Origin of the sequence: Nitrosomonas sp. Nm84 (assembly GCF_003201565.1) — a bacterium.
Lineage (GTDB): Bacteria > Pseudomonadota > Gammaproteobacteria > Burkholderiales > Nitrosomonadaceae > Nitrosomonas.
This window is the reverse complement of record NZ_QJJP01000002.1, coordinates 50,025-70,733: the sequence shown is the minus strand read 5'-3', so window position 1 is coordinate 70,733 and position 20,709 is coordinate 50,025. Positions and strand designations below refer to the sequence as shown.

17 protein-coding genes are annotated in these 20,709 nt (G+C 46.3%); 7 read left to right on the top strand and 10 right to left on the bottom strand.

The window, feature by feature from the left end; translation table 11 throughout:
* Positions 1-38: 38 nt before the first annotated feature.
* On the bottom strand, positions 39-1,406 hold the full coding sequence (locus C8R34_RS01825) for a hypothetical protein (RefSeq protein WP_110337257.1): 1,368 nt from the start codon (positions 1,404-1,406) through the stop codon (positions 39-41).
* A 661-nt stretch (positions 1,407-2,067) separates the two neighbouring features.
* Here C8R34_RS01825 and C8R34_RS16805 point away from each other — a divergent pair.
* The 3 genes from C8R34_RS16805 to C8R34_RS01810 all read left to right on the top strand — a co-directional run bounded on the left by C8R34_RS16805 (position 2,068) and on the right by C8R34_RS01810 (position 5,409).
* Positions 2,068-2,196 carry a hypothetical protein gene (locus C8R34_RS16805; RefSeq protein ID WP_258364311.1) on the top strand — a complete coding sequence of 43 codons (129 nt, stop codon included), beginning with the start codon at positions 2,068-2,070 and terminating at the stop codon, positions 2,194-2,196.
* 573 nt (positions 2,197-2,769) lie between these two features.
* Positions 2,770-4,278 (top strand): lysine--tRNA ligase, encoded by a 1,509-nt coding sequence (gene lysS / locus C8R34_RS01815; protein WP_110337253.1) that lies wholly within the window; start codon positions 2,770-2,772, stop codon positions 4,276-4,278.
* 351 nt (positions 4,279-4,629) lie between these two features.
* The gene (locus C8R34_RS01810) at positions 4,630-5,409 is read left to right on the top strand and encodes a hypothetical protein (RefSeq protein WP_207896425.1); all 780 of its coding nucleotides are present in this window, start codon (positions 4,630-4,632) and stop codon (positions 5,407-5,409) included.
* 250 nt (positions 5,410-5,659) lie between these two features.
* Here the strand turns inward: C8R34_RS01810 and C8R34_RS01805 are convergent, their stop codons facing one another.
* From C8R34_RS01805 to C8R34_RS01785, 5 genes are all read right to left on the bottom strand, one after another.
* Positions 5,660-6,322, bottom strand: coding sequence for an HAD family phosphatase (locus C8R34_RS01805; protein WP_110337251.1), 663 nt, complete (start codon positions 6,320-6,322; stop codon positions 5,660-5,662).
* Positions 6,319-6,996, bottom strand: a complete 678-nt coding sequence (hda, locus tag C8R34_RS01800; protein WP_110337249.1) for a DnaA regulatory inactivator Hda — start codon at positions 6,994-6,996, stop codon at positions 6,319-6,321. Before hda ends, C8R34_RS01805 begins: the two co-directional genes overlap by 4 nt.
* 39 nt (positions 6,997-7,035) lie before the next feature.
* Entirely contained in the window at positions 7,036-8,100 is a 1,065-nt protein-coding gene (locus C8R34_RS01795; RefSeq protein ID WP_110337247.1) for an AI-2E family transporter, read from the bottom strand.
* A 9-nt stretch (positions 8,101-8,109) separates the two neighbouring features.
* On the bottom strand, positions 8,110-9,672 hold the full coding sequence (locus tag C8R34_RS01790) for an aspartate aminotransferase family protein (protein ID WP_309146170.1): 1,563 nt from the start codon (positions 9,670-9,672) through the stop codon (positions 8,110-8,112).
* A 302-nt stretch (positions 9,673-9,974) separates the two neighbouring features.
* Entirely contained in the window at positions 9,975-10,508 is a 534-nt protein-coding gene (locus C8R34_RS01785) for a hypothetical protein (protein ID WP_110337246.1), read from the bottom strand.
* A gap of 368 nt (positions 10,509-10,876) precedes the next feature.
* Here C8R34_RS01785 and purM point away from each other — a divergent pair, with 368 nt between their 5' ends.
* Genes purM through C8R34_RS01765 form a run of 4 tightly spaced genes read left to right on the top strand, consistent with a single transcriptional unit; the run spans position 10,877 to position 14,627 of the window.
* On the top strand, positions 10,877-11,935 hold the full coding sequence (gene purM, locus C8R34_RS01780; protein WP_110337244.1) for a phosphoribosylformylglycinamidine cyclo-ligase: 1,059 nt from the start codon (positions 10,877-10,879) through the stop codon (positions 11,933-11,935).
* A gap of 23 nt (positions 11,936-11,958) precedes the next feature.
* Positions 11,959-12,597, top strand: a complete 639-nt coding sequence (gene purN / locus C8R34_RS01775) for a phosphoribosylglycinamide formyltransferase (RefSeq protein ID WP_110337242.1) — start codon at positions 11,959-11,961, stop codon at positions 12,595-12,597.
* On the top strand, positions 12,594-13,313 hold the full coding sequence (locus C8R34_RS01770; protein ID WP_110337240.1) for a DUF3108 domain-containing protein: 720 nt from the start codon (positions 12,594-12,596) through the stop codon (positions 13,311-13,313). Before purN ends, C8R34_RS01770 begins: the two co-directional genes overlap by 4 nt.
* Before the next feature lie 39 nt (positions 13,314-13,352).
* Positions 13,353-14,627: an RsmB/NOP family class I SAM-dependent RNA methyltransferase gene (locus C8R34_RS01765; RefSeq protein WP_110337238.1), complete on the top strand. Its 1,275-nt coding sequence runs from the start codon at positions 13,353-13,355 to the stop codon at positions 14,625-14,627.
* Between the two features lie 135 nt (positions 14,628-14,762).
* Here C8R34_RS01765 and C8R34_RS01760 read toward each other — a convergent pair whose 3' ends face one another.
* Genes C8R34_RS01760 through hpnH form a run of 4 tightly spaced genes read right to left on the bottom strand, consistent with a single transcriptional unit; the run spans position 14,763 to position 20,385 of the window.
* A complete protein-coding gene (locus C8R34_RS01760) occupies positions 14,763-17,432 on the bottom strand; it encodes an MMPL family transporter (RefSeq protein WP_258364310.1) in 2,670 nt (889 codons plus the stop codon).
* Positions 17,433-17,468: 36 nt separating this feature from the next.
* Positions 17,469-18,104, bottom strand: coding sequence for an ABC transporter substrate-binding protein (locus C8R34_RS01755; protein ID WP_258364309.1), 636 nt, complete (start codon positions 18,102-18,104; stop codon positions 17,469-17,471).
* Complete coding sequence (locus tag C8R34_RS01750) at positions 18,082-19,218, bottom strand: glycosyltransferase (protein WP_258364308.1); 1,137 nt, start codon at positions 19,216-19,218, stop codon at positions 18,082-18,084. Before C8R34_RS01750 ends, C8R34_RS01755 begins: the two co-directional genes overlap by 23 nt.
* Before the next feature lie 48 nt (positions 19,219-19,266).
* The gene (gene hpnH, locus C8R34_RS01745) at positions 19,267-20,385 is read right to left on the bottom strand and encodes an adenosyl-hopene transferase HpnH (protein WP_110337234.1); all 1,119 of its coding nucleotides are present in this window, start codon (positions 20,383-20,385) and stop codon (positions 19,267-19,269) included.
* Between the last annotated feature and the right edge of the window lie 324 nt (positions 20,386-20,709).

Below are 20,709 nucleotides of genomic sequence, written 5' to 3'. Positions count from 1 at the left end.
AAATCCCCCGGCATGCCGGGGGATTGCCTTTACGTTAATTAATCTGCCAAACCTTGCGTATCGACGCCACCTCTTGAAGACGTTACAGTGACCCGAGCTGGTGGCACTGGAAACAACCCAGGCAATAACACTTCATACCGTCCAGGCGCGCCAACTTGTGGCATTGGATAAGAATTTGCCCCTACATGCAGCGTAAGTTCAGGAATAATACCCGCCGCTGGATGTATCTTGTCGCTCGAGAAAGCCACGACCTTTAACCTTGCCAATGGCTTCGTCCAACCTACTGAATCAATCTCCACTTGATCGACGACATTGACAACTTGCACGGTACTCATGCCGTTGGCGTTTGTGGCGGTAACCGTTAATTGAGCAGGCATAGGGTTGCTATTGGCCGCACTTAACGTCGCGCGTTTGAAGAATATGCTATCGCCATCGAATGTCATTGAACCATTTTGATTGGCCTGAGGCACATCGCTAAGCACAACGGTTGCATGCGGCGGTGCTTTCACCCATGAATTGATACGAGACGTCGTAACAAAGCCTGCCGCAGTAGTACGGGAGTAACTTGTACGTACAGATTCAATTCCTGGCGGGGAGCTATTCTCGTCATGAATTTTTCCTGCTATCGAGAATAAATTAGTTTGCACAAAATTATTACCGTTACCGTCTAAATCCACGCCAACCGGAGCTTCGATACGGAAGTAATTAATACCGCAGTGGCCGCCGACCACTTCGTGATTGACATTCGGATCACCCACATAACCAGCCGGTGCAAGCGGGGAAATGGCTGGATCCCACGTCAAGAAAGGACCAACCTCACCGGTCAACATGGTATCGAACGGCACACCGCCGCCCGTATCACGCGTCACATTAATGGCTTTGATGCCGGCCGTTGCGGTATAGACTTCCGGTTGGCAACCATTGGTTTCATTTAGCGCAGGATGCCAAATTTTATATTCACCATCCGCAGGTATGTCGACGCGGAGACGCACACGTCCAAAGGCAAACTGATCATTCGGTGCAGGATCTCCTTGGCCATAAGCTGCTTCCAAAGCCAATACTAAAATAGCACGCCCGCCTCCAGCCACATCTAACGTGGCATTCGCCAACCACCAGAACGCTTCTGCACCAAAGCCGGTCGCTAGTGAGGTGGGATTGCCCGGTATCACAGGGTCAAAAGAACATAAACCGGTAAGGCCATCACCATCCAAACACAACTGCAAAGTAACTCCATTGACATCGGAAAACCATGTCGGAAAATGATTAACCGGATGTAATAAACCTTTGCCCGTCAGCGCCGACTTCGCGGATTGCATAGTCAAACCCATCATTGCAACCACAAGAATGGCAGCAAAACCAAGTTTTCTGCTTATCACAGAAAATTCTTTTAATTTAGTCAACTTCATGATCTGTTCCTCTCCACTCTGTTATATAAATTAGTAACCTACAAAAATTTATAATTACTCAATACTATTTCCATCTGCGTTGACCTCCCGCCACTAAGCTCCACTCCCTAAAAATGCAACAATGGCTTGGAACTGATAACTGATGTATGTGAGAAACATCCTTATGCTCCAGCCACATCAAATACATAAAAATTTCTATCGCTTCATCTCTGTTCTGCCTACCTCAGGCCGCCATACATACGCCCTATCCTCAATGTAAAATTATCAGCCTGATAAGTAAATGAGCGTTCTGCCTATTTTTATCTAAACCTTTACTTAGTCTTTATGTTGCAAAGAATAGTGGTCGCAATCGCGTTGTTGCAGAGAGCCTTTGAGAATAGCTGGAGGTCTTTGCACGGCAACGATCCTAGGGTACTTGGATCGGGTGATATAATTATGTTCTAAAACAATATCGTTAAAGTGATTGACATGAGTTTCTCGGAATATGATGTAACCCGCCGCACCCGTAAAGAGAATTTCCTGAAGTAAATCGATGAATTGATAGACTGAAAATTCGATAGGAAGCGATCTCGGATGCTGCAGTCCGTCCGGCGTATTCGGGGCTATTGCTGTTCAAGATGCTGCTGACGGGGTGATTTAAGCGATGAGTCAGTGTAAAGGCATGGCAAATTCGAATCTACACGCGATGCAATTTCTGGGATTGACGCTGGAAGACGATTTTACCAGACCACTCGGTACTGTCCGCTTCAGAATGCAGTTAACGGCAGCAGATGCGTGGGATGGTTATTAGAGCAAATCAATCGGCAAATACAAATGCACAATATTACGCGGTCAGACAAGACTGCTATGCCGATCAAAGTCCGCGCAAGCCTAAAATCAGACCTGCCTATGAAGTGATCGAAAATCTTTTAGCCCCTTTTTCTACCAATGAACTGTGAATAATCACTCTAAACGGCCATTCCCGGATGAGCTTGCGCACTAACGCTAAGTTTGGGTGATTATCGGGCGTTCGTAAGAGTCTGGGCAGTCTTTTCAAGTTATACGCCATAGCCATCATATAGCATATGTCAGGCATGCGCCGCGGTAACGCAGCGTCTTGGCATTGAACCAACGTGCCTGACCGCCGAAGGTTCGTTCAACAACGTAACGGACTTTCGTGATCAAGCTATCGCGCCACAACTGACGACGCGTCAATGGGTTGTGAATTTTGCAGGACCCACCAAATAGTGATTTCATCAGCATGAGCCAAACAATCGATTTTTGTTAACAGGTCGTTGACTCATTACTGCAGTTCCATGGATGCAGCGTATAATTACGCTATTCATTGAGAATCAAAATTAAAATTTTTAACAAAAAACCTAATATGACCCAGGAAAATCAACCCACTACGCCTCAGGATGAAAACCAAATCATTGCCGAACGCCGCGCCAAGCTGGCTGAAATACGGCAAGCAGGCAATGCGTTTCCAAATACCTTCCGGCGCGAACATCTAGCGTCAGAACTCCATCAACAATACGATGAATTCTCGAAAGAACAACTGGAGGAGCATCCAGTTTCTGCAAAAGTGGCGGGGCGTATGGTGCTGAAGCGTGTCATGGGTAAAGCCAGTTTTGCCACGATTCAGGACATGAGCGGACGTATCCAACTATATATTTCGGATGATCACACCGGCGCAGCGGTGCATGCTGCATTCAAGCATCATGATTTGGGCGATATCCTCGGCGCGCAGGGTGTGCTATTTAAAACCAAAACCGGCGAACTCTCGATTCGCGTTACTGACCTGCAACTACTGACAAAGTCTCTGCGCCCGCTACCGGAAAAATTTCATGGTTTGACCGATCAGGAACAGAAATACCGCCAGCGCTACCTCGATCTGATTACCAATGAAGAAGCGCGCAAGGTGTTCACGGTACGCTCAAAAGTCATTCAGGCGATCCGTGAATTCTTTGTCGCACGGGATTATCTGGAAGTGGAGACCCCGATGATGCATCCGATCCCCGGTGGCGCTTCAGCACGGCCGTTCGTCACACATCACAACGCATTGGACATGGCGCTGTATTTGCGCATCGCGCCTGAGCTTTATCTGAAACGCTTGGTGGTCGGCGGCATGGAGAAAGTTTTTGAGATTAACCGCAATTTCCGCAATGAAGGGATTTCCACGCGGCACAATCCGGAATTCACCATGGTGGAATTCTATGAAGCGTACCAGGATTTTACCTATCTGATGGATTTCACGGAAAAAATGCTGGCGGAAGTAGCGGAAAAGGTGCTCGGCACCACACAGATCACCTACCAGGGCAAGGCCCTTGATCTGGCCAAACCGTTCATGCGCCTGACCATCACGCAGGCGATACAAAAATTCCACCCGCAATATTCTGATGCGCAATTGCAGGACCGTAATTTCCTGATCAAACAATTGCAAACCCTCAATATTCACTATAACCCGCACGATGGTATCGGCGGCCTGCAACTGTCGCTGTTTGACGAAACCACCGAGCATCTGCTGTTTGAACCCACATTCATTGTCGATTATCCGGCAGAAGTCTCCCCGCTAGCGCGGCGCAACGACAACAACCCCGACATCACCGACCGCTTCGAGCTATATATCGCCGGACGTGAAATCGCCAATGGTTTTTCGGAACTCAATGATGCGGAAGACCAGGCAGCGCGCTTTCAGGAGCAAGCCCAAGCCAAAGAGGCTGGCGATGCCGAAGCCATGCATTACGACGCCGATTATATCCGCGCGCTGGAATACGGCTTGCCCCCCACCGCCGGTGAAGGCATCGGCATTGACCGGCTGATCATGCTATTGACCGACAGCCCCAGCATCCGCGACGTGATTTTGTTTCCGCAGTTACGGCGGGAAGATTAGGAAAGCGTTGAATAATTCGACGATGACCACGAAACACATCTTTTATAGATCAGTTATGTCAAGACGCGATCCCGTACTAACAAAGATTCCTCATGACATTCGAAATGACAAATGCGGGTTATTCAGCATTTACTATATGAGGTTGAGTTCTATATAAATTGACTTGGAATTTTTGTTATCGCAGAGGACACGGAAAAAACTGAGTAAAGTATATCTGTGAAATTTTAGGTGGCGATAAAAAGATTATCCAGTTTAATGGATTGATATTTAATGATATCTTATGGAAATAAATAGTTTTATGAAGATATTCTGCTTTTTTAGCTATCTGGCTAATTTTAGTTAGAGGTCACTATGGCGATATCCGCGATCCATGTTGAGTCCAATGATCGTCTTGAGATCACGATCAACAACACTCGTCCTGTTGCGCTGACCGACTTAACGCTTTCGCTGCTTTCCGTAGGGCATCAGTTTGAGAAATTCATAGAGACTGAACTCCGCGCAGATGTTCCAGTTGCTAGTGAACTCCTGGTCAAGGAAGTTCGCTCTGGCTCAATCGTCTTTGAACTAGTGGCGCAAGCTCTGCCGCTTATTCCGCTCTTCTGGCAGGGCGGCGCCTTATTAGAGTGGGCCAACTACGCCAAAGACACGATTCATTGGTTAAGTGGAAAACTCGCACAACCACCAAGGAACTTGACTAAGAACGACCTGAAGCAATGGCACAGCATTCTGGAGCCTGTGGCAAAAGACCAAGGCTCACAACTTAACTTCACGGTCGCAGACGGCGGCACAGTGATTAATCAGTTCTTCGTCAACTCAGCAGAGGCGAATGCCGCGCAAAACCGGATCAAACGAGAACTCGGACTTCTTGAGGAGCCAAGCGACTCCATCCATACCAAGCGAGTCATGACTTGGTATCAGGCAAAGTTCGACAATGATTCGCAGACCGGCAACAAAGCTCTCATCGAGAGCATCAGCCCAAGACCTCTCCGTGTCGTCTTCGACAACAACGCGGTGAAGTCTCAAATGTTCGAGCAAGGCATTAAATTCTCAAAACCTTGGCATCGGCTGGCTTATATCGTGGATGTGCAAGTACAAACAATCAACGGGCAACCTCGGTTGCAACCATCTTGAACTTCTACCCGGAAGAAACATTTGATCCGGGGGAGTGACCTCTAACGATTCATTCAAGCCGATGTCGTTTCGCGGCACGACTTAATTCAGGTGTTATAAGCATAAGGAACACGAGAAATGAGTAAAATTCCGGGCCCATTACAATATAAGGGATCATAAGTCACAGGGATCACACCTTGACATCACACCACCCTCTTCTTATCGATCTGACAAAGGCATTTCCCTGAACAGTCAATTGCCAATCACCTCATCAACGCAAACTGATAATCGGCCAATTATTTCTTTCCGCATGGCTTTTCAGCGTCGGATCCGGATCGACCGCGACCGGATGCGTCACTTTGCTCAGCAAGGGTAAATCATTGAGCGAATCGCTATAAAACCAGCTGCGCAAGAAGGAAAGCCAGGTCAAATTATGCGCATCCAGCCAATCCTCCAGCCGTTCAATTTTCCCTTCCCGGAAAGACGGCGTTCCAGATACCCGGCCGGTAAATTCACCATCTTTTTCTTCCGGCTCAGTCGCGATCAAATGATGGATGCCGAGTGCTTGCGCGATCGGTGCGGTGACGAAACTGTTGGTGGCGGTAATAATGATGCACAGATCATCATCCAACATATGCTGCTCGATCAACCGACGCGTACCCGGCGCAATCAGTGGCATAATCTTTTTGCACATAAATTCACTGCGCCACGCCTCCAACTGAGCGCGCGAATGACGCGCCAACGGCTTTAACTGAAAATCCAAGAATTCATGAATATCCAGTGTTCCCGCTTTGTATTGCTCGTAAAACTCGATATTTTTGGTCTCGTGCAATTCACGATCCAATGCTTTCTTTTCAATCAAAAATTGCGCCCACTGGAAGTCACTATCACCGGCAATCAGTGTGTTATCCAGATCAAATAATGCTAAATTCATGAAGCCACCTGTAATAATTCTCGTAATAAAGGGATGGTAATCTGACGCTGATGCACCAGAGAATATCGATCCAGTGCATCCAGTGTCATCATCAACGACGGCAAATCGCGCCGGCCATGACGTAACAGATATAGACAAATTTCCTGTGTCAAATCAAAACCGCAAGCAGCGGCATGACTTTTCATCGCTTGTATTTTCTCTTCTTCAGTTAACTCAAGCACTTGATAAACCAGCCCCCATCCCAGGCGAGTAACCAAGTCTTGCCGCATGTCCAGATACATCGGTGCAGACACGCCGCTCATCAGCAAAAATGTGTGACCATCATCGCGCAACTGATTATAAAGATTGAATAACTCAATCTGATCTGACGCATCCAGACAATCAATGTCGTCGATCGCGATGCAATCCAACTCACCATCCACAGAAAACTCGCAGCGTTTCCCGGCGGAGAAATATACCGCTTTTAGGTTTTTTTGGGTATAGGCAGCAACGGTTGCCTGTAACAAATGGCTTTTACCGCATCCCAAACCACCCCACAGGTAAACAAAGTGTTCTTTTTCCTGCCCTGACAGGATAGTAGTCAGCATGTGCAACAACTCAGTATTGCGCCCCGGCAGGAAATTTGTCAGTGTAGGGAATGGCAGAGGTTTAATGTCTAGCAGCAACTGTTGCATGGTAATCGCTCAATCTGCATAGTCCAGCCATGCAAATAACTATGAATTATAGAGATTGCTCTCTAGGTAGCGCTGATGCAGATGACGCAGCCAAACCAACAGCACGGCACTCACCGGCAGTGCCAACAAAATACCCAGGAAGCCAAATAACTGGCCGAACGCCATTAACGCAAAAATGACCATGACCGGATGCAATCCAATGCGATCACCGACCAGCCACGGTGTAATCAGCATGCCCTCGAGCAATTGACCAGCACCAAACACAATCCACACGGGAATCACTCCGCCCCACCCCTGAAACTGCATCACTGCGGCAAACGTTGCCAGCGTCAGGCCGACAATCATGCCGAGATACGGTACAAACACCAGAATCCCAGCCACTAATCCGATGGGTAACGCAAATTCCAGCCCCACCAGCCAGAGGCCTGTGATATAGCACATGCTCATCAGCACGATGACGGATAATTGCCCGCGCAAAAATTCCGCCAGAATCCGGTCCGTCTCATGCGCTAATAGCGAAACCTGATGGTGCCAATAGCGCGGAATCATCTCATCGATCAACTTGATCAGCTTATTCCAATCGCGCAGCAGATAAAACAATACAACAGGCACCAACAGCAAATTGACCACAAACTCAACCACTGCCATTCCGCCGCTGGTTAAGGAAGGCAACGCTTTCGCAGCAAAGCCGCCGGCACTCTTCCAGTGTTCTGATATGGCCTGCTTCAACACATTCATATCCGGCTGCAAACTGATGTTGAATCTTGTTTCCAGCCAGGGAACCACATGATTCTTTAACAGATCCAGGTAAACCGGCATCTTGTTCAGCAAGCGCCGCGCTTCTTCCTCAAATAGCGGCACCATGATCAGGACCAAAGCCGCAAACACCCCAAGCAACAAAAACATCACCAATACCGCACCCGCTGTCCGTGGTATTCTTTTATCGGCCATATGCGCCACCATCGGATTGCAGATATAAGCAATCACTGCTGCCAGTAAAAAGGGCGTCAGGATCGGACTGAGCAGATAAATCAATCCGCCGGTGACGCAAACCAGTATTAACCACCAGAGATAATGCATATCGTCAGCGCGTTCAGTGCTCATATCGTATGCTTAGCCAGCCTTCGTTTTTAACGCATGACTGGCAAGATTTTTGCCGAGCTCCCAAATAGAACCAGGTACTTGATGGGTATCCGCAATGGTTTTGGTAAATGCACTGATGATGTGATCCAGATCTTTTTGCGTCAGTATCAACGGCGGCAATAGTTTGACTACATTCATGCCATGCCCTGCCACTTGCGTCAGGATTCTGTGTTCTTTGAATAATGGAATGGTAATCATCTGACAGAACAATCCTTTGTTGGCCGCTTCCAGCATCATCCATGCGGCCTTGAGCGACAGACTGCTGGGTGATTTGAACTCCACCGCAATCATTGAACCTTTACCGCGCACTTCTTTCAGGAATTCAAATTGATCGGTTAGTGCATTTATTTTGCTAATTATTTCAGCACCTATTTTCGCGCTGTTCTCAACCAGATTCTCTGCTTTGATCACTTCCAGGCTGGCCAGACCAGCAGCCATCGCCATATTATTCTTGGAAAAAGTGGAACCATGCACGACCGCACGGTCCATGCGGTTAAACACCTTGTCCATAATCTGCTGCGTCATGGCCACCGCGCCGACCGGAACAAAACCGCCGGAAAGCGCCTTAGCCATGCAAATCATGTCCGGCTTTACACCCCAGTGTTCAATCGCCCAGAATTTACCGGTGCGCCCAAGGCCGGTTTGAATTTCATCTGCGACAAACAAGGTGCCATATTTTTTGCATAATTTCTCGATCTCAGGCAAATAGTTATCATCCGGAATGTTGACGCCCTTGCCCTGAATCGGCTCGACAATAAAAGCCGCTACATCGCGGTTGCTCAAAGCTCTTTCCAATGCTGCAAGATCATTAAATGGCACCGAACCACAATCCTGTAACAACGGGCCAAAACCATCCTTAAAAATCTGCTCGCCATTTAACGATAAAGCCCCCATCGTCAAACCATGGTAAGCATGATCGCAGCAAACAATCCGATTGCGTTTGGTCACGTAACGCGCAAACTTTATCGCCGCTTCAACCGCTTCCGTGCCCGAATTACAAAAGAAAACCCTCTCCAGATTGTCCGGTGTCGTGAGCAGAATCTCCTTCGCCAGCAAACCGCTCAAAACCGATACATCCATCTGCACCAAATCGGGCATCTCGAGTGACAGCACCTCTTTTAATGCATTGACGATGGTCGGATGATTGCGGCCAAACGCATAAACACCGAAGCCGCTCAGCAGATCAAGATATTCGTTACCGTGTTCATCATACAAATATTGCCCGATAGCGCGCTCATAATTCCGATCATAACCGATTGTTTTCAAAACCCTGACCATCTGAGCATTCAGATAGCGCTCGTGCAAGTCAAATTTATCCGTGCGATGTTGTGATAACAAGTTAGCGATACTGAAAGACATGAACGACCTCTGCATTTGAAAAACCACCAGCAAAACTGGAAGCTGGAATCTACGGGTTCCTGAAAAGAGAAAAAAACGAATACCGCGTAACGACGGTATCATTGCCAACAAAATAGCGTTGATCATACCACTCAACGGCTTTTTATTGCCGCTGGAAACGCGTAATGATGACACTATTTACAATTACATAATACTTGAGCGGGATTCTGACGCAAATGAAAGGTAAATTCAATGCGCACACCGGCGAAGAACCGTTGAACTGAACCGAAAAGCTGTTATTGAATACAGCTTCTTTTCACAGTAATCTGTTGAGGCAGGCACCAAGGAAGCTTCGTTGATAAAATTGGAATCTTTCCTCAGAGTGTTACCAAATCAAGATCAGTGAATATTAGATCCATCCCGGCAAATTGCTGAAATGATCATACCGACAGATAAAATTTACCGGCACGGATTAAGATTGCAACCTTTCTTAACAATTAGTCTCTATCAACACACACAAAATCAATACGGCTATCTAAAGCTGGCGTATCAACTGTAGCGGCAACATCCTTTATACCCAGCAAATGGAAAGTATGTGTCGGTCCTCCACCAATGCCATTTGTTGTAGTCAGTCCGGTAAAACTGCAATTGGTAGCAACCGGAGAACTATTGATATCATTCACACCGCTATTTTGGACAAATCCGAGCTGGCGGCTGCAACTGGTATTTTTCGCCGACGTCGTTACATTCCTTGTAATCGTAAAATGGTATGTCTGCTCTACGCCGACAGGAACTGCCGCCCCAACGCCAGGATGTTGTACATCGGCACTGGCTACGATCATGCAGTCATTAAAACCAGCGCCGGTGACGGTATGGGTTACGGAACGCAAGGTAGTCCACAATACCTCATCGCTGATCGTAACATTAACCGTGGTTCCAGAACCACCTACCCTATCGTTTGTCGCATAAGCTTGTCCACAGAATAAACCCAAAAGTCCCAACAGCATTAATGCAGAATTGATTACTTTCATGATCATATTCCTCTAAAGATTAATTAGCACCACAAGATCAAGAGAATATCCATTTCAAACCAGACAGCCCTCTTGCATTTTCTGTATATCACTGCCATCTCATCATGTCAAACAGAATCACAAAAAACCACTTTATTTCATATGATTACAACCTAAATTCAGAAAAACTAACGCGTTCGACTCACCATCAAGCATCGCCCACTCAGAATTGCATTGCCAACCCGTTACCTATCCCATGCTAGCTCCAACCAGAGGGTGTTAAAATGGAAATTCAGATGATTTTACGCATCCACAGCATGCGCATCATCCATTTGCGGTAAAATCACCATCTTTAAACAACGCTGCCTGTAATCACGCGAGAACTCAATTTGACTTCATCTCATTCTGATCATCCTGATACAACACAGCTTTCCTATCGCGATGCCGGCGTAGACATCGATGCAGGGGATCGCTTGGTTGAAAATATCAAACCATTTGCCAAGCGCACTTTACGTCCCGAAGTGCTCAATGGAATCGGCGGCTTTGGCGCATTATTTGAAATTTCCAAACAATACCAGAACCCTGTCTTGGTCTCCGGTACCGATGGCGTGGGCACCAAACTTAAATTGGCTTTTCAGCTCAATCAGCATGACAGCATTGGCATCGATCTGGTCGCAATGAGTGTCAACGATATTCTGGTGCAAGGCGCAGAGCCTTTATTTTTCCTGGATTATTTCGCTTGTGGCAAACTTAATGTGGAAACAGCTACTGCAGTGATCAGCGGTATTGCCAAAGGGTGCGAACTGGCAGGTTGTGCGTTGATTGGCGGCGAAACGGCCGAAATGCCCGGCATGTATCCGCACGATGAGTACGATCTGGCCGGATTTGCTGTCGGTGTTGTCGAAAAAAACCGAATCATCAATGGGGCCACAATACAGGAAGGCGATATTGTGCTGGGTCTTGCGTCCAGTGGCGCACATTCCAATGGATATTCGCTGATTCGCAAGATTATTGAAAATAACCGCGTTGATTTGTCCAGCGATCTTGACGGCAAGACGCTTGCCGACACCATCATGGCGCCGACGCGCATTTATGTCAAACCCGTGCTTGAGTTGCTTAAACGATTGCCTATTAAGGGTTTAGCGCACATTACCGGCGGTGGATTGGTCGAGAATGTGCCGCGTATCCTGCCGGATCAAGTCATGGCAGTTTTGCATAAAAACACATGGGAAATGCCGCCGCTATTTCACTGGTTGCAGCAACAGGGCAATGTCGCGGATTATGAAATGGCGCGCGTATTTAATTGCGGCATTGGCATGGTGATCGTTATTGCGCGAGATCATGCCGAAAACGCCATGCACAGTTTGCGTACTTCGGGTGAAACTGTCTGGCAAGTTGGTGAAATCAAACAGCGCATACCCAATCAGCCGCCCACTATTTTAGTGTAAGTGATTATTTATACGACAACATCATGAAATCATTGGTTATTCTGATATCGGGTCGTGGTAGTAATATGCAAGCGCTGCTGGAGGCCGAGTTTGAAATGGATCGCATCACGGTCATCAGTAGCAACCCCAATGCAGAAGGCTTAGCAATTGCTAAAAAATATGGTATTGAAACCATTATCTTGGATCATCGCACTTTTCCGGATCGCGAATCATTCGATGCTACTTTGGCAGAAAGAATCGATGCCTGCCAGCCGAAACTGATTGCACTGGCCGGCTTCATGCGCATACTCAGCGATCGCTTTGTGCACCGTTTTCAAGGCCGATTAATGAATATTCATCCATCATTATTACCCGCATTTCCTGGTTTAAGAACACATGCACGTGCGCTACAGGAAGGTATCAAAATTCATGGCTGCACTGTTCATTTTGTCACGCCACAACTGGATCATGGCCCTATTGTGATACAGGCTGCCATCCCTGTACTATCTGGCGATACTGAAGAAATATTGGCGACCCGTGTGTTGCAACAGGAACACCGCATCTATCCTCAGGCTGTACGCTGGTTTATGGAAGACCGGATCAAATTGGGCGAAAATCACGTTGAAGTGATGGATTCCCGTGTCAATGAAACAGCGCTTTATTCACCGGAATTACCTGAATGAAATTTTTCTCACCGATTTTTCTACTATGCATATTCAGTTTTTCAGTATCTGCGGCAGATATACCGTCACGCATTGAAATCAGCTACGCCGTGACAACGGATATTGGCCAAGGGGAAATCACTGAAGTGATGGAAATCACGCATGCGCATGGCGGGCATAGCTATACTATTAATAGCGAAGCGCAAGCTACTGGCGTTTTCAAAATCATAGAACCCAATAGCATTGTGCGTCATAGCGAAGGAACTATCTCCAAACAGGGATTACGGCCTTCTCGCGCCTATGAGAAACGCGGAAAAAAAGAACCCAGCATAGCTGTGTTTGACTGGAGTAATCACATCATCACGTTGAGTCATAAAGGACATCAGGTACAGGAAAAATTGCCGGAAGGTACTTTGGATCGCCTGAGCTTATCGTACAATTTCATGTTTACTTCGCTATCTAAGCATTATATAGAGCGATATGTTACCAATGGGCATAGTCTGCAATTGTCGCGCTACAAAGTAACCAAAGAAATACTCAGTACTCCGATTGGAGAAATAGAAGCAATCGTACTGACCCGTCAGGAAGATAAAAACTCCAAACTTAAAAGGAAACTATGGCTTGCGCCGAGCAATCACATGTTGCCTGTTCGCATCGTTTCGGTAGAAGAAAATGGCCGGGAAATCGATAAAATAGTTACCGGAATTAATATTAGCTACAAAGCCGGCCGTCATTAATCCGATGCATCAGCGGATCAAACACACATCAGGAAACCCATGCAATTAACCCCTTTTCAGCTGGACGCAGCGGTAGTTGCGTTACGCACGATACTTCCTTTGGAATATCCCGCCGATGCAATTTTGCGGAATTTCTTCCGTGAAAATCCTATGCTCGGCGCACAAGACCGCGCATTTATTGCTGAGACAGTCTTTGGCATATTACGCCACCGTTTTTTTCTCGAAAACCTAACCAAACTCGTAACACCGCGCGCACTGGTTTTAGCGTATCTGGTTAAATTTCACGGCATGAATTTACGGGAATTAGCTGCGCTGATCAGTGAAACGGAAACCAAATGGTTATCGGAAATTAAAGCGATTCATATCGATGCATTACCACTTCCCGTTCAGGCAGAATTTCCTGAATGGCTGGTAGGGAAATTACAGCAGTTTATGCCGGATACAGATATTCTTGATCTAGGATTATCGTTACAAAAATCCGCACCCCTTGATCTCCGGGTGAACACAATCCTCGCCAAACGTTCCGAAGTACTTGATACGCTCAAACAGGAAGGCATCGAAGCACAGGAAACACCTTATTCTCCATGCGGTATTCGCCTTACCGGCAAGCCTGCAATCAACCGTCATACACTCTTCTTGTCTGGAAAAATAGAGGTACAAGACGAAGGCAGTCAAATACTTGGATACCTGTTGGCCCCAAAGCGGGGTGAAATGGTTGTCGATTTCTGCGCCGGCGCAGGCGGAAAATCACTGCTGCTGGGTGCTTTGATGAATTCCAAAGGACGTCTTTATGCGTTTGATATTTCTGAAAAACGATTGAGCAATCTGAAACCGCGCTTTAAGCGTTCAGGCCTATCGAATCTACATGCGCAACGCATCGCAAACGAAAATGATATTAAGATCAAACGATTGGCCGGAAAAATAGATCGAGTACTAGTAGATGCCCCTTGTAGCGGACTTGGAACATTGCGGCGCAATCCGGATTTAAAATGGCGTCAATCCCCGCAAAGCATCGAAGAACTCAAAACAAAACAAGCCGCTATTCTTGCAGCAGCAGCCGGCTTGCTCAAGCCAGGCGGCCGACTGGTGTATGCAACGTGCAGTTTTCTGCCAGAAGAAAACCAAACCATTATTCATGATTTTCTGGTTGCACACCCTCAATTTACCTTGTTAAACTGCACAGAATTATTGTCACAACAGAAAATACCACTGGATACCGGTGAGTTTTTGCAACTATCCCCTAAATTGCATCAAACTGATGGTTTCTTTGCCGCAGCTTTAACGCGCACTGTTGTCACACAACAATCGGAATAAAGAATCAAAACGTTTTCGAGGTAGCGATTATCGGGCAAGAACAGGCGACAAAACGCAGCTCATGCGTGATCAATAAGTATTTGAACCTGTCTTTAATACCGTAGCGGCAATGCAGAAGCTCTTCAACGACTTGTATTAAGCGACATTCGCTTTCTTTTTACTGCTCGACTGTAATAACACCGGCAAAATAATCAACACGCAAACCAGCGTTAGAAATAATCCGACTGTCAACAGCAATCCCATACCGGCGGTACCTTGGTGTGTGGAAAATACCAGACTGCCAAACCCCACCAGCGTTGTTAATGCACTATAGTAAATTGCGCGCGCTGTACTGGTATGCAATAAATTCTCGTACACCGCGCCGGTATTACGACTCCTGTGCACCATATGCAAGCTGCTGTCGATGCCAATACCCAGTAATAATGGTAAGGCGATAATATTGGCAAAATTGAACGGCAGGCCAAGCAAAACGGTGCAAGCGCCAGTGAACAAAGTCGCCAATAAAAGCGGTATTAGTACCAGCGCAGTAGCAGTGATACTTCTGAGCATTATCCATAACGCCAGGATGACACCCAGCAGCGCCAATGAGAAAGCATGTATAAACGCATCCACCACCGCTTCACCGGCTTCCAGACTAATAACCGGCGCACCGGTTGCACTGGGTACTACACTCTGAACCGCATGCACAAATCTACGTAGCGCATCATTGTCATCAATATTTTCCGATGGATAAACCGCGATGCGATAAGCATCATCGTGACTATGCCAGTGCGTACTGATCGTCGTCGGCAATGTTTCTTGCGTAAAGGGCTTTGCCTCGAGTGCTCGTTGCAGACGCTCGATAGACTCAGGCAGCAGACCGATCAGATCTTTGCTGAGAGTGCTTAATAATCGCTCCTCTGCCTGAACATTGTCTAGTGCATCTTTATCCAACCGTGCCAGCAAATCAGACAGTGAAGAACGCAATATGCGAGCAGAAGCTATTGCGGAATGATCTGGTTGCTCGGCTATAAACTGGGTTAATGCATGATTCAATTTTTCCAGTGCCATGCGTTGCTGCGCAACCGTATGGCGATTCGCCTGCTGAAATGCTGCCGGGGAAAAAGAAATCGGCCCAAGTGTGAGCGCCATTTCCTCAATCAAAAGACTCTTTTCTGCTTGTTCCTGTGGCACCAGATCAAGAATACTGATCACTTTATCAACTTCCGGCAAAGCCTTAAGGCGTTGCACTACGGATTCCGTCTCCTGAAATTGATCAACGAGTATATCGATATGCCAAGGTGAATCTTCCGTATTCTTTAACAATTCCTGAAAAGTCAGCACCGACTCCGCGTGCGGGTTATTCATATTCAGCAAATTATAATCAAATCTGATATGCGGTAATGTCACGGCAGAAACCAGAATAGCAATTGTTGTGAGCGCATATACCGATTTACGAAAGTGTCTGGGCAGATCCAAAATGCGGTTAATTGATGTAATGGAAGTGGGTGAACTTCCGATGCGCATTGGAAGAAATCTTTGCAAGGCAGGAATCAGTGTCATTGTAATCAAAAAGCTGATCATCATTCCTGTACCCGATATCAACCCCAGTTCTGCAACACCTCTGTAAGTCGTCGGCATGAATGCATAAAAACCGATTGCGGTCGTGATCGCACAGATCAACAATGATTGCCCCATATCTCCACCAGTTTTATACAAAGCCTCCGCAACGGATTGACTATGTTTCCTTAGTTCTTCATGCCGCAGCAAAAAATGAATGGCATAATCAACTCCGAGACCGATATATAACACAGCAAACGCGATGGAAATCAGATTCAAATATCCCACAGCAACAGTGGCAAATGCTGCTGTCAACAACAAGCCAAGAATCAGACTCAGTATTACTGTTAACATCGCTCCGGCAGATCGCAACGCAATGAACAACACACCGGCCACCATGACTAGCGCCAATAACCCGGCATCCTGCGCACCATGCATCGCACTATTCAGTTCGTCGTGAGCCAGCGCTACTTCACCGGTTATACGCAATTTCTCCGCGGCATCGGCGGTCAAACCCATATCTTGAGCGGCTGCACGAATTAACTTGATCGGTTCTTCAGCAGCAAATATTTGGGAATAATCAAGCTCCGGTTTGACTACAATGAATTCCTGGTAGCTTGCTTTTTGCGCTTCACCGCTCAATAGTACCTGCCATGATAATGCACGGGATTTACCAGCTAATTGCGCATCTATCGTTGCACTGACACCATTCATTACCGGTTCCAGCTCTAACGTGCGGCCAGCCCTTAATTCATCAATGGCTTCAGTGAGTATTGAAGAGAAAGTATATAGCGTAGGATTTTCCGCGATACGCGCAACCAAGGGCTGTGCCGTTGCCAAGTGATCGGTAATACGACCTAATTCCGGTATGCTCTTGAAAAAGAGACCATTCTGTTCAAAGAAAGGATCTCCACTCAAATAATAAGTATTCGGAAACTGAGTGTTATTTTGTTGCAGATAGGTAGCGATACGTTTTGCTGCGGCATGCGCCTGCTCCGGCGTGGGCGCATCCAATACCAGCAATAATGTGTCTTCGTATTGGGAAAATGATTGTTTATAGCGGATATGATTCGCACGAAAAGGAACATCCTCAGAGAGCATGTCTGTCGTGTCGGTGTGCACTCCAAGATTATTGACCGTATACACTGTACTCAATACAGTCAATACCAATACGAACAGAATGACTCCAATGGCATTCTGATAGCAAAATTCGGCCCACCGTGCAAAAATCCGATAGCTACGGCTATGTGCGCTGATTACGCTCAAAGAAATCCTTTAGGAGAAGATGCAGTCATCCTGCTGTCAATTCTGCCGGGCCAGGCTAATCTTTTCTTTCAGCAATTCAATCAACGCCTGGAAACCATCTCGCTGCATAATTGCGCGATACTCTCCGCGTTTGATGGCGAGATCGCTCACGCCATCAAATAAGATATTGACAATACGCCAGCGTCCCTCGGTTTGCTGTAGAACATAGTCAAAATTTACTGTACCGCCATCCGATTTAGTTAATTGGCTTCGCACCAGTGTTTGTTCGTGCGGTAAAGTCCGTTGCTCAATCACTTCGAACTGCTCTCCTTCATATTGATTGAATCGCCCCGCGTAGGTAGCGATACTCAATTGGCGAAATGTATCAATAACCAGGTTTTTTTGGTCTTTATCCAATTGCGACCAGTAAGTTGCGCCCAGTATCGTTTTAATGATCAACTCAAGGTCATGCGATTGCTCAATGACAGGCTCCAAGAATTTAAATCGCCCTTCATAACCCAGTTGCTCACTTTCACGCATTACCTGAAGTAAGGCAGACTGTAAGTTTTGTATCACCTGTTCCGGATTCTCAGATACTGAATCGGATTCGCTGAATACCGTAGAACTAGCTGACAACAGCCACATCCCTATTAGGCACCACGCCATTAATTTAATTGTTAATTTTACTTTCATATCGACGATCTTTCCAACAAGCACGCTCTCCACGCCAGTATCGTAGTGCGGATGTCCAAGTCATAGCAAGGTACAGTGTACCGATGATAGGCAATGCGAATCCCCAAAGTGGAGAACGTTGATAATAAATTAAAGTTGGCATATAGGTAATCAACATCGCCACCCATGCCAGTAAACTCACCATATAAATTTCTTCTTGCACAGATTGTAGCAAAAAGGCCAACGGTGCCGCCCAGAACATCGATATCATGATCAATGTACAGAGAGCAAGTAAAATGAACGAATACCTTAACTGCGTATAAGCCGTACGGGCCACCATTTCCCAGATAGGCTTTAATGCGTGGTAGCTGCGGTGGCTATGTGCCGCATGACTTAATCCTATCCAAGTGTGATAACCTGCGCGCTTGGTATGTGCCGCTAACGTGCAATCATCGATCAATGCATCATGCAAATTGGCAAAAGCACCCACTGTGCGCAATGCTTGTGTTTCCACCAAAATACATCCCCCCGCAGCTGCGGCAACTCGTGAAGTTGGCCTATTTGCTGGTCCAAAAGGATATAGCAACTTGAAGAAAAAAATAAACGCCGGCATGAGTAAGCGCTCTATGAAATTCTTCATGGAAGGTTCAGCCATCAATGAAATAAACGCGATATTTTCATTCTGCGCTTTTCGCCGCAACTCAGAAACAATCCCAGGTGCTAACTCAATATCAGCATCCAGTAACAGTGTATAAGGCGTCCTAACTGCCTTGAGTCCTTGCTCAAGCGCCCATAGCTTTCCACTCCATCCCGCAGGGGGTGCGCTACCGGATATGACCTGCACACCACACTGCTTAGCCTGCTGCGCCGTATTATCATCAGACTGGTCATCTATTACGATGATGCACGCGCCTTCCCCCTGCGCTTTCACACCATTCAGTGTATGTTGAATATAGGGGCCTTCATTGCGCGCGGGAATCAGTATTGTAATATCACTTAGCAAGGTATCAGAATTTTCAGAAATTCCAACTTCTACCTTTTCACGGGTACTCCAAGGGCGCCACGGAAGCAGTATTAATGACCACCAACATAAGACACCGAAAATAGACAGATATAATACGAATTCCATCATCATTCTACTTGCAGCAAATGCTATCAACCAGTACCGATACTCTGTATCTGCTTATTTGTTAACCAGTGTTACCGGTATATCAGATAGTTTCTTCGGCGTTTTGTTTTCTCCCACTGCCCATTTGGGAGTAGGCTCAGCCACCATCGGGCCTGTCGTTCTCGGTCCTTTTAGCGATGCAATCAGTGCTTTCCATGGATGTTGGAGTGTATCTTCAACTGCAGTTGCTTCATATCCACAATGCGCCATACATTGCGCACATTTCGGATTATTTGCCGTACCATACTTTTCCCACGGCGTATCATCAAGAAGTTCTTTGAAGGTTTTTGCATAACCCTCATCCGATAACAGGTAGCAAGGCTTTTGCCAGCCAAACACATTGCGTGTCGGATTACCCCATGGTGTACATTCATAATCCTGGTTTCCCGCCAGATAATCCAAATAAAGCGCTGAGTGGTTCAACCTCCATTTTCGCTTTAGTCGCTTACCTAATTCAAAAATGCCACGAAACAATACTTTTGTATCTTGGCTTTTGATAAAAACATCTTGCTGAGGTGCCTTTTCATAGCTAAACCCAGGAGCAATCGTTGCTGCCTCAACACCCAACTCCATCGCATAATCCAGAAACTCGGCAACATCCTTCGGTGTTTCGCCTTGAAACAACGTACAATTCACAGTAACTCTAAAACCTTTATCCAGAGCCAGCTTTATCGCTTCAACCGCACGATCAAAAACACCATCCTGACAAACCGATGCATCATGACGCTCTTTCATGCCATCCAAATGGATTGAGAACGTTAAATACGGTGATGGGGTATAATCATCAATCCTTTTCTTTAACAATAATGCGTTGGTACACAGGTAAACATATTTTTTGCGCTGAATGATGCCCGCAACAATCTGCGGCATCTCTTTATGCAGCAGTGGCTCACCGCCCGGAATTGATACCATCGGAGCACCGCACTCATCGACTGCCTGCATACACTCTTCATAAGAAAGGCGTTGATCAAGAACGTCTTCCGGATGTGCAATTTTTCCACACCCCGCACATGCGAGATTACAGCGAAACAAAGGCTCCAGCATGAGCACTAAGGGATATTTTTTTACTCCCTTTAGTTTTTGTTTGATTAGATAACTGCCAACTGCGATCTGTTGACGTAAAGGAACTCCCATGAGAAAACCTCCAAAAGTACTTCAAAAGCAAGTAATGACCTACACTACCAAGAATTATATAAATAGAACCTGTGATGTTGAAACCAACTAAAAGCTCATATAGATAGATAAATAAAAATCCAAATAAATTCAAATACCAAGAAAATAAAAGTTCACAATAAACAATATCCAAGACTGCCAACCTTTGTACATTTCCATAATTACCTGAATAAACTCTGAAACCGATTCTTATTTGTGCACTCAACTATAGAACATGCCTTCTTCTATAGCAAATTTTTTTAAATCACCTTAATACCTATAACCATCCGACAAATCGGATACATC

What these genes read in the sequence shown, in the direction of transcription:
- C8R34_RS01825 (WP_110337257.1), bottom strand. Translation starts at nt 1,406, where the DNA reads ATGAAGTTGACTAAATTAAAAGAATTTTCTGTGATAAGCAGAAAACTT.
- C8R34_RS16805 (WP_258364311.1), top strand. Translation starts at nt 2,068, where the DNA reads ATGGCAAATTCGAATCTACACGCGATGCAATTTCTGGGATTGACGCTG.
- lysS (WP_110337253.1), top strand. Translation starts at nt 2,770, where the DNA reads ATGACCCAGGAAAATCAACCCACTACGCCTCAGGATGAAAACCAAATC.
- C8R34_RS01810 (WP_207896425.1), top strand. Translation starts at nt 4,630, where the DNA reads ATGGCGATATCCGCGATCCATGTTGAGTCCAATGATCGTCTTGAGATC.
- C8R34_RS01805 (WP_110337251.1), bottom strand. Translation starts at nt 6,322, where the DNA reads ATGAATTTAGCATTATTTGATCTGGATAACACACTGATTGCCGGTGAT.
- hda (WP_110337249.1), bottom strand. Translation starts at nt 6,996, where the DNA reads ATGCAACAGTTGCTGCTAGACATTAAACCTCTGCCATTCCCTACACTG.
- C8R34_RS01795 (WP_110337247.1), bottom strand. Translation starts at nt 8,100, where the DNA reads ATGAGCACTGAACGCGCTGACGATATGCATTATCTCTGGTGGTTAATA.
- C8R34_RS01785 (WP_110337246.1), bottom strand. Translation starts at nt 10,508, where the DNA reads ATGAAAGTAATCAATTCTGCATTAATGCTGTTGGGACTTTTGGGTTTA.
- purN (WP_110337242.1), top strand. Translation starts at nt 11,959, where the DNA reads ATGAAATCATTGGTTATTCTGATATCGGGTCGTGGTAGTAATATGCAA.
- C8R34_RS01770 (WP_110337240.1), top strand. Translation starts at nt 12,594, where the DNA reads ATGAAATTTTTCTCACCGATTTTTCTACTATGCATATTCAGTTTTTCA.
- C8R34_RS01765 (WP_110337238.1), top strand. Translation starts at nt 13,353, where the DNA reads ATGCAATTAACCCCTTTTCAGCTGGACGCAGCGGTAGTTGCGTTACGC.
- C8R34_RS01755 (WP_258364309.1), bottom strand. Translation starts at nt 18,104, where the DNA reads ATGAAAGTAAAATTAACAATTAAATTAATGGCGTGGTGCCTAATAGGG.
- C8R34_RS01750 (WP_258364308.1), bottom strand. Translation starts at nt 19,218, where the DNA reads ATGATGATGGAATTCGTATTATATCTGTCTATTTTCGGTGTCTTATGT.
- hpnH (WP_110337234.1), bottom strand. Translation starts at nt 20,385, where the DNA reads ATGGGAGTTCCTTTACGTCAACAGATCGCAGTTGGCAGTTATCTAATC.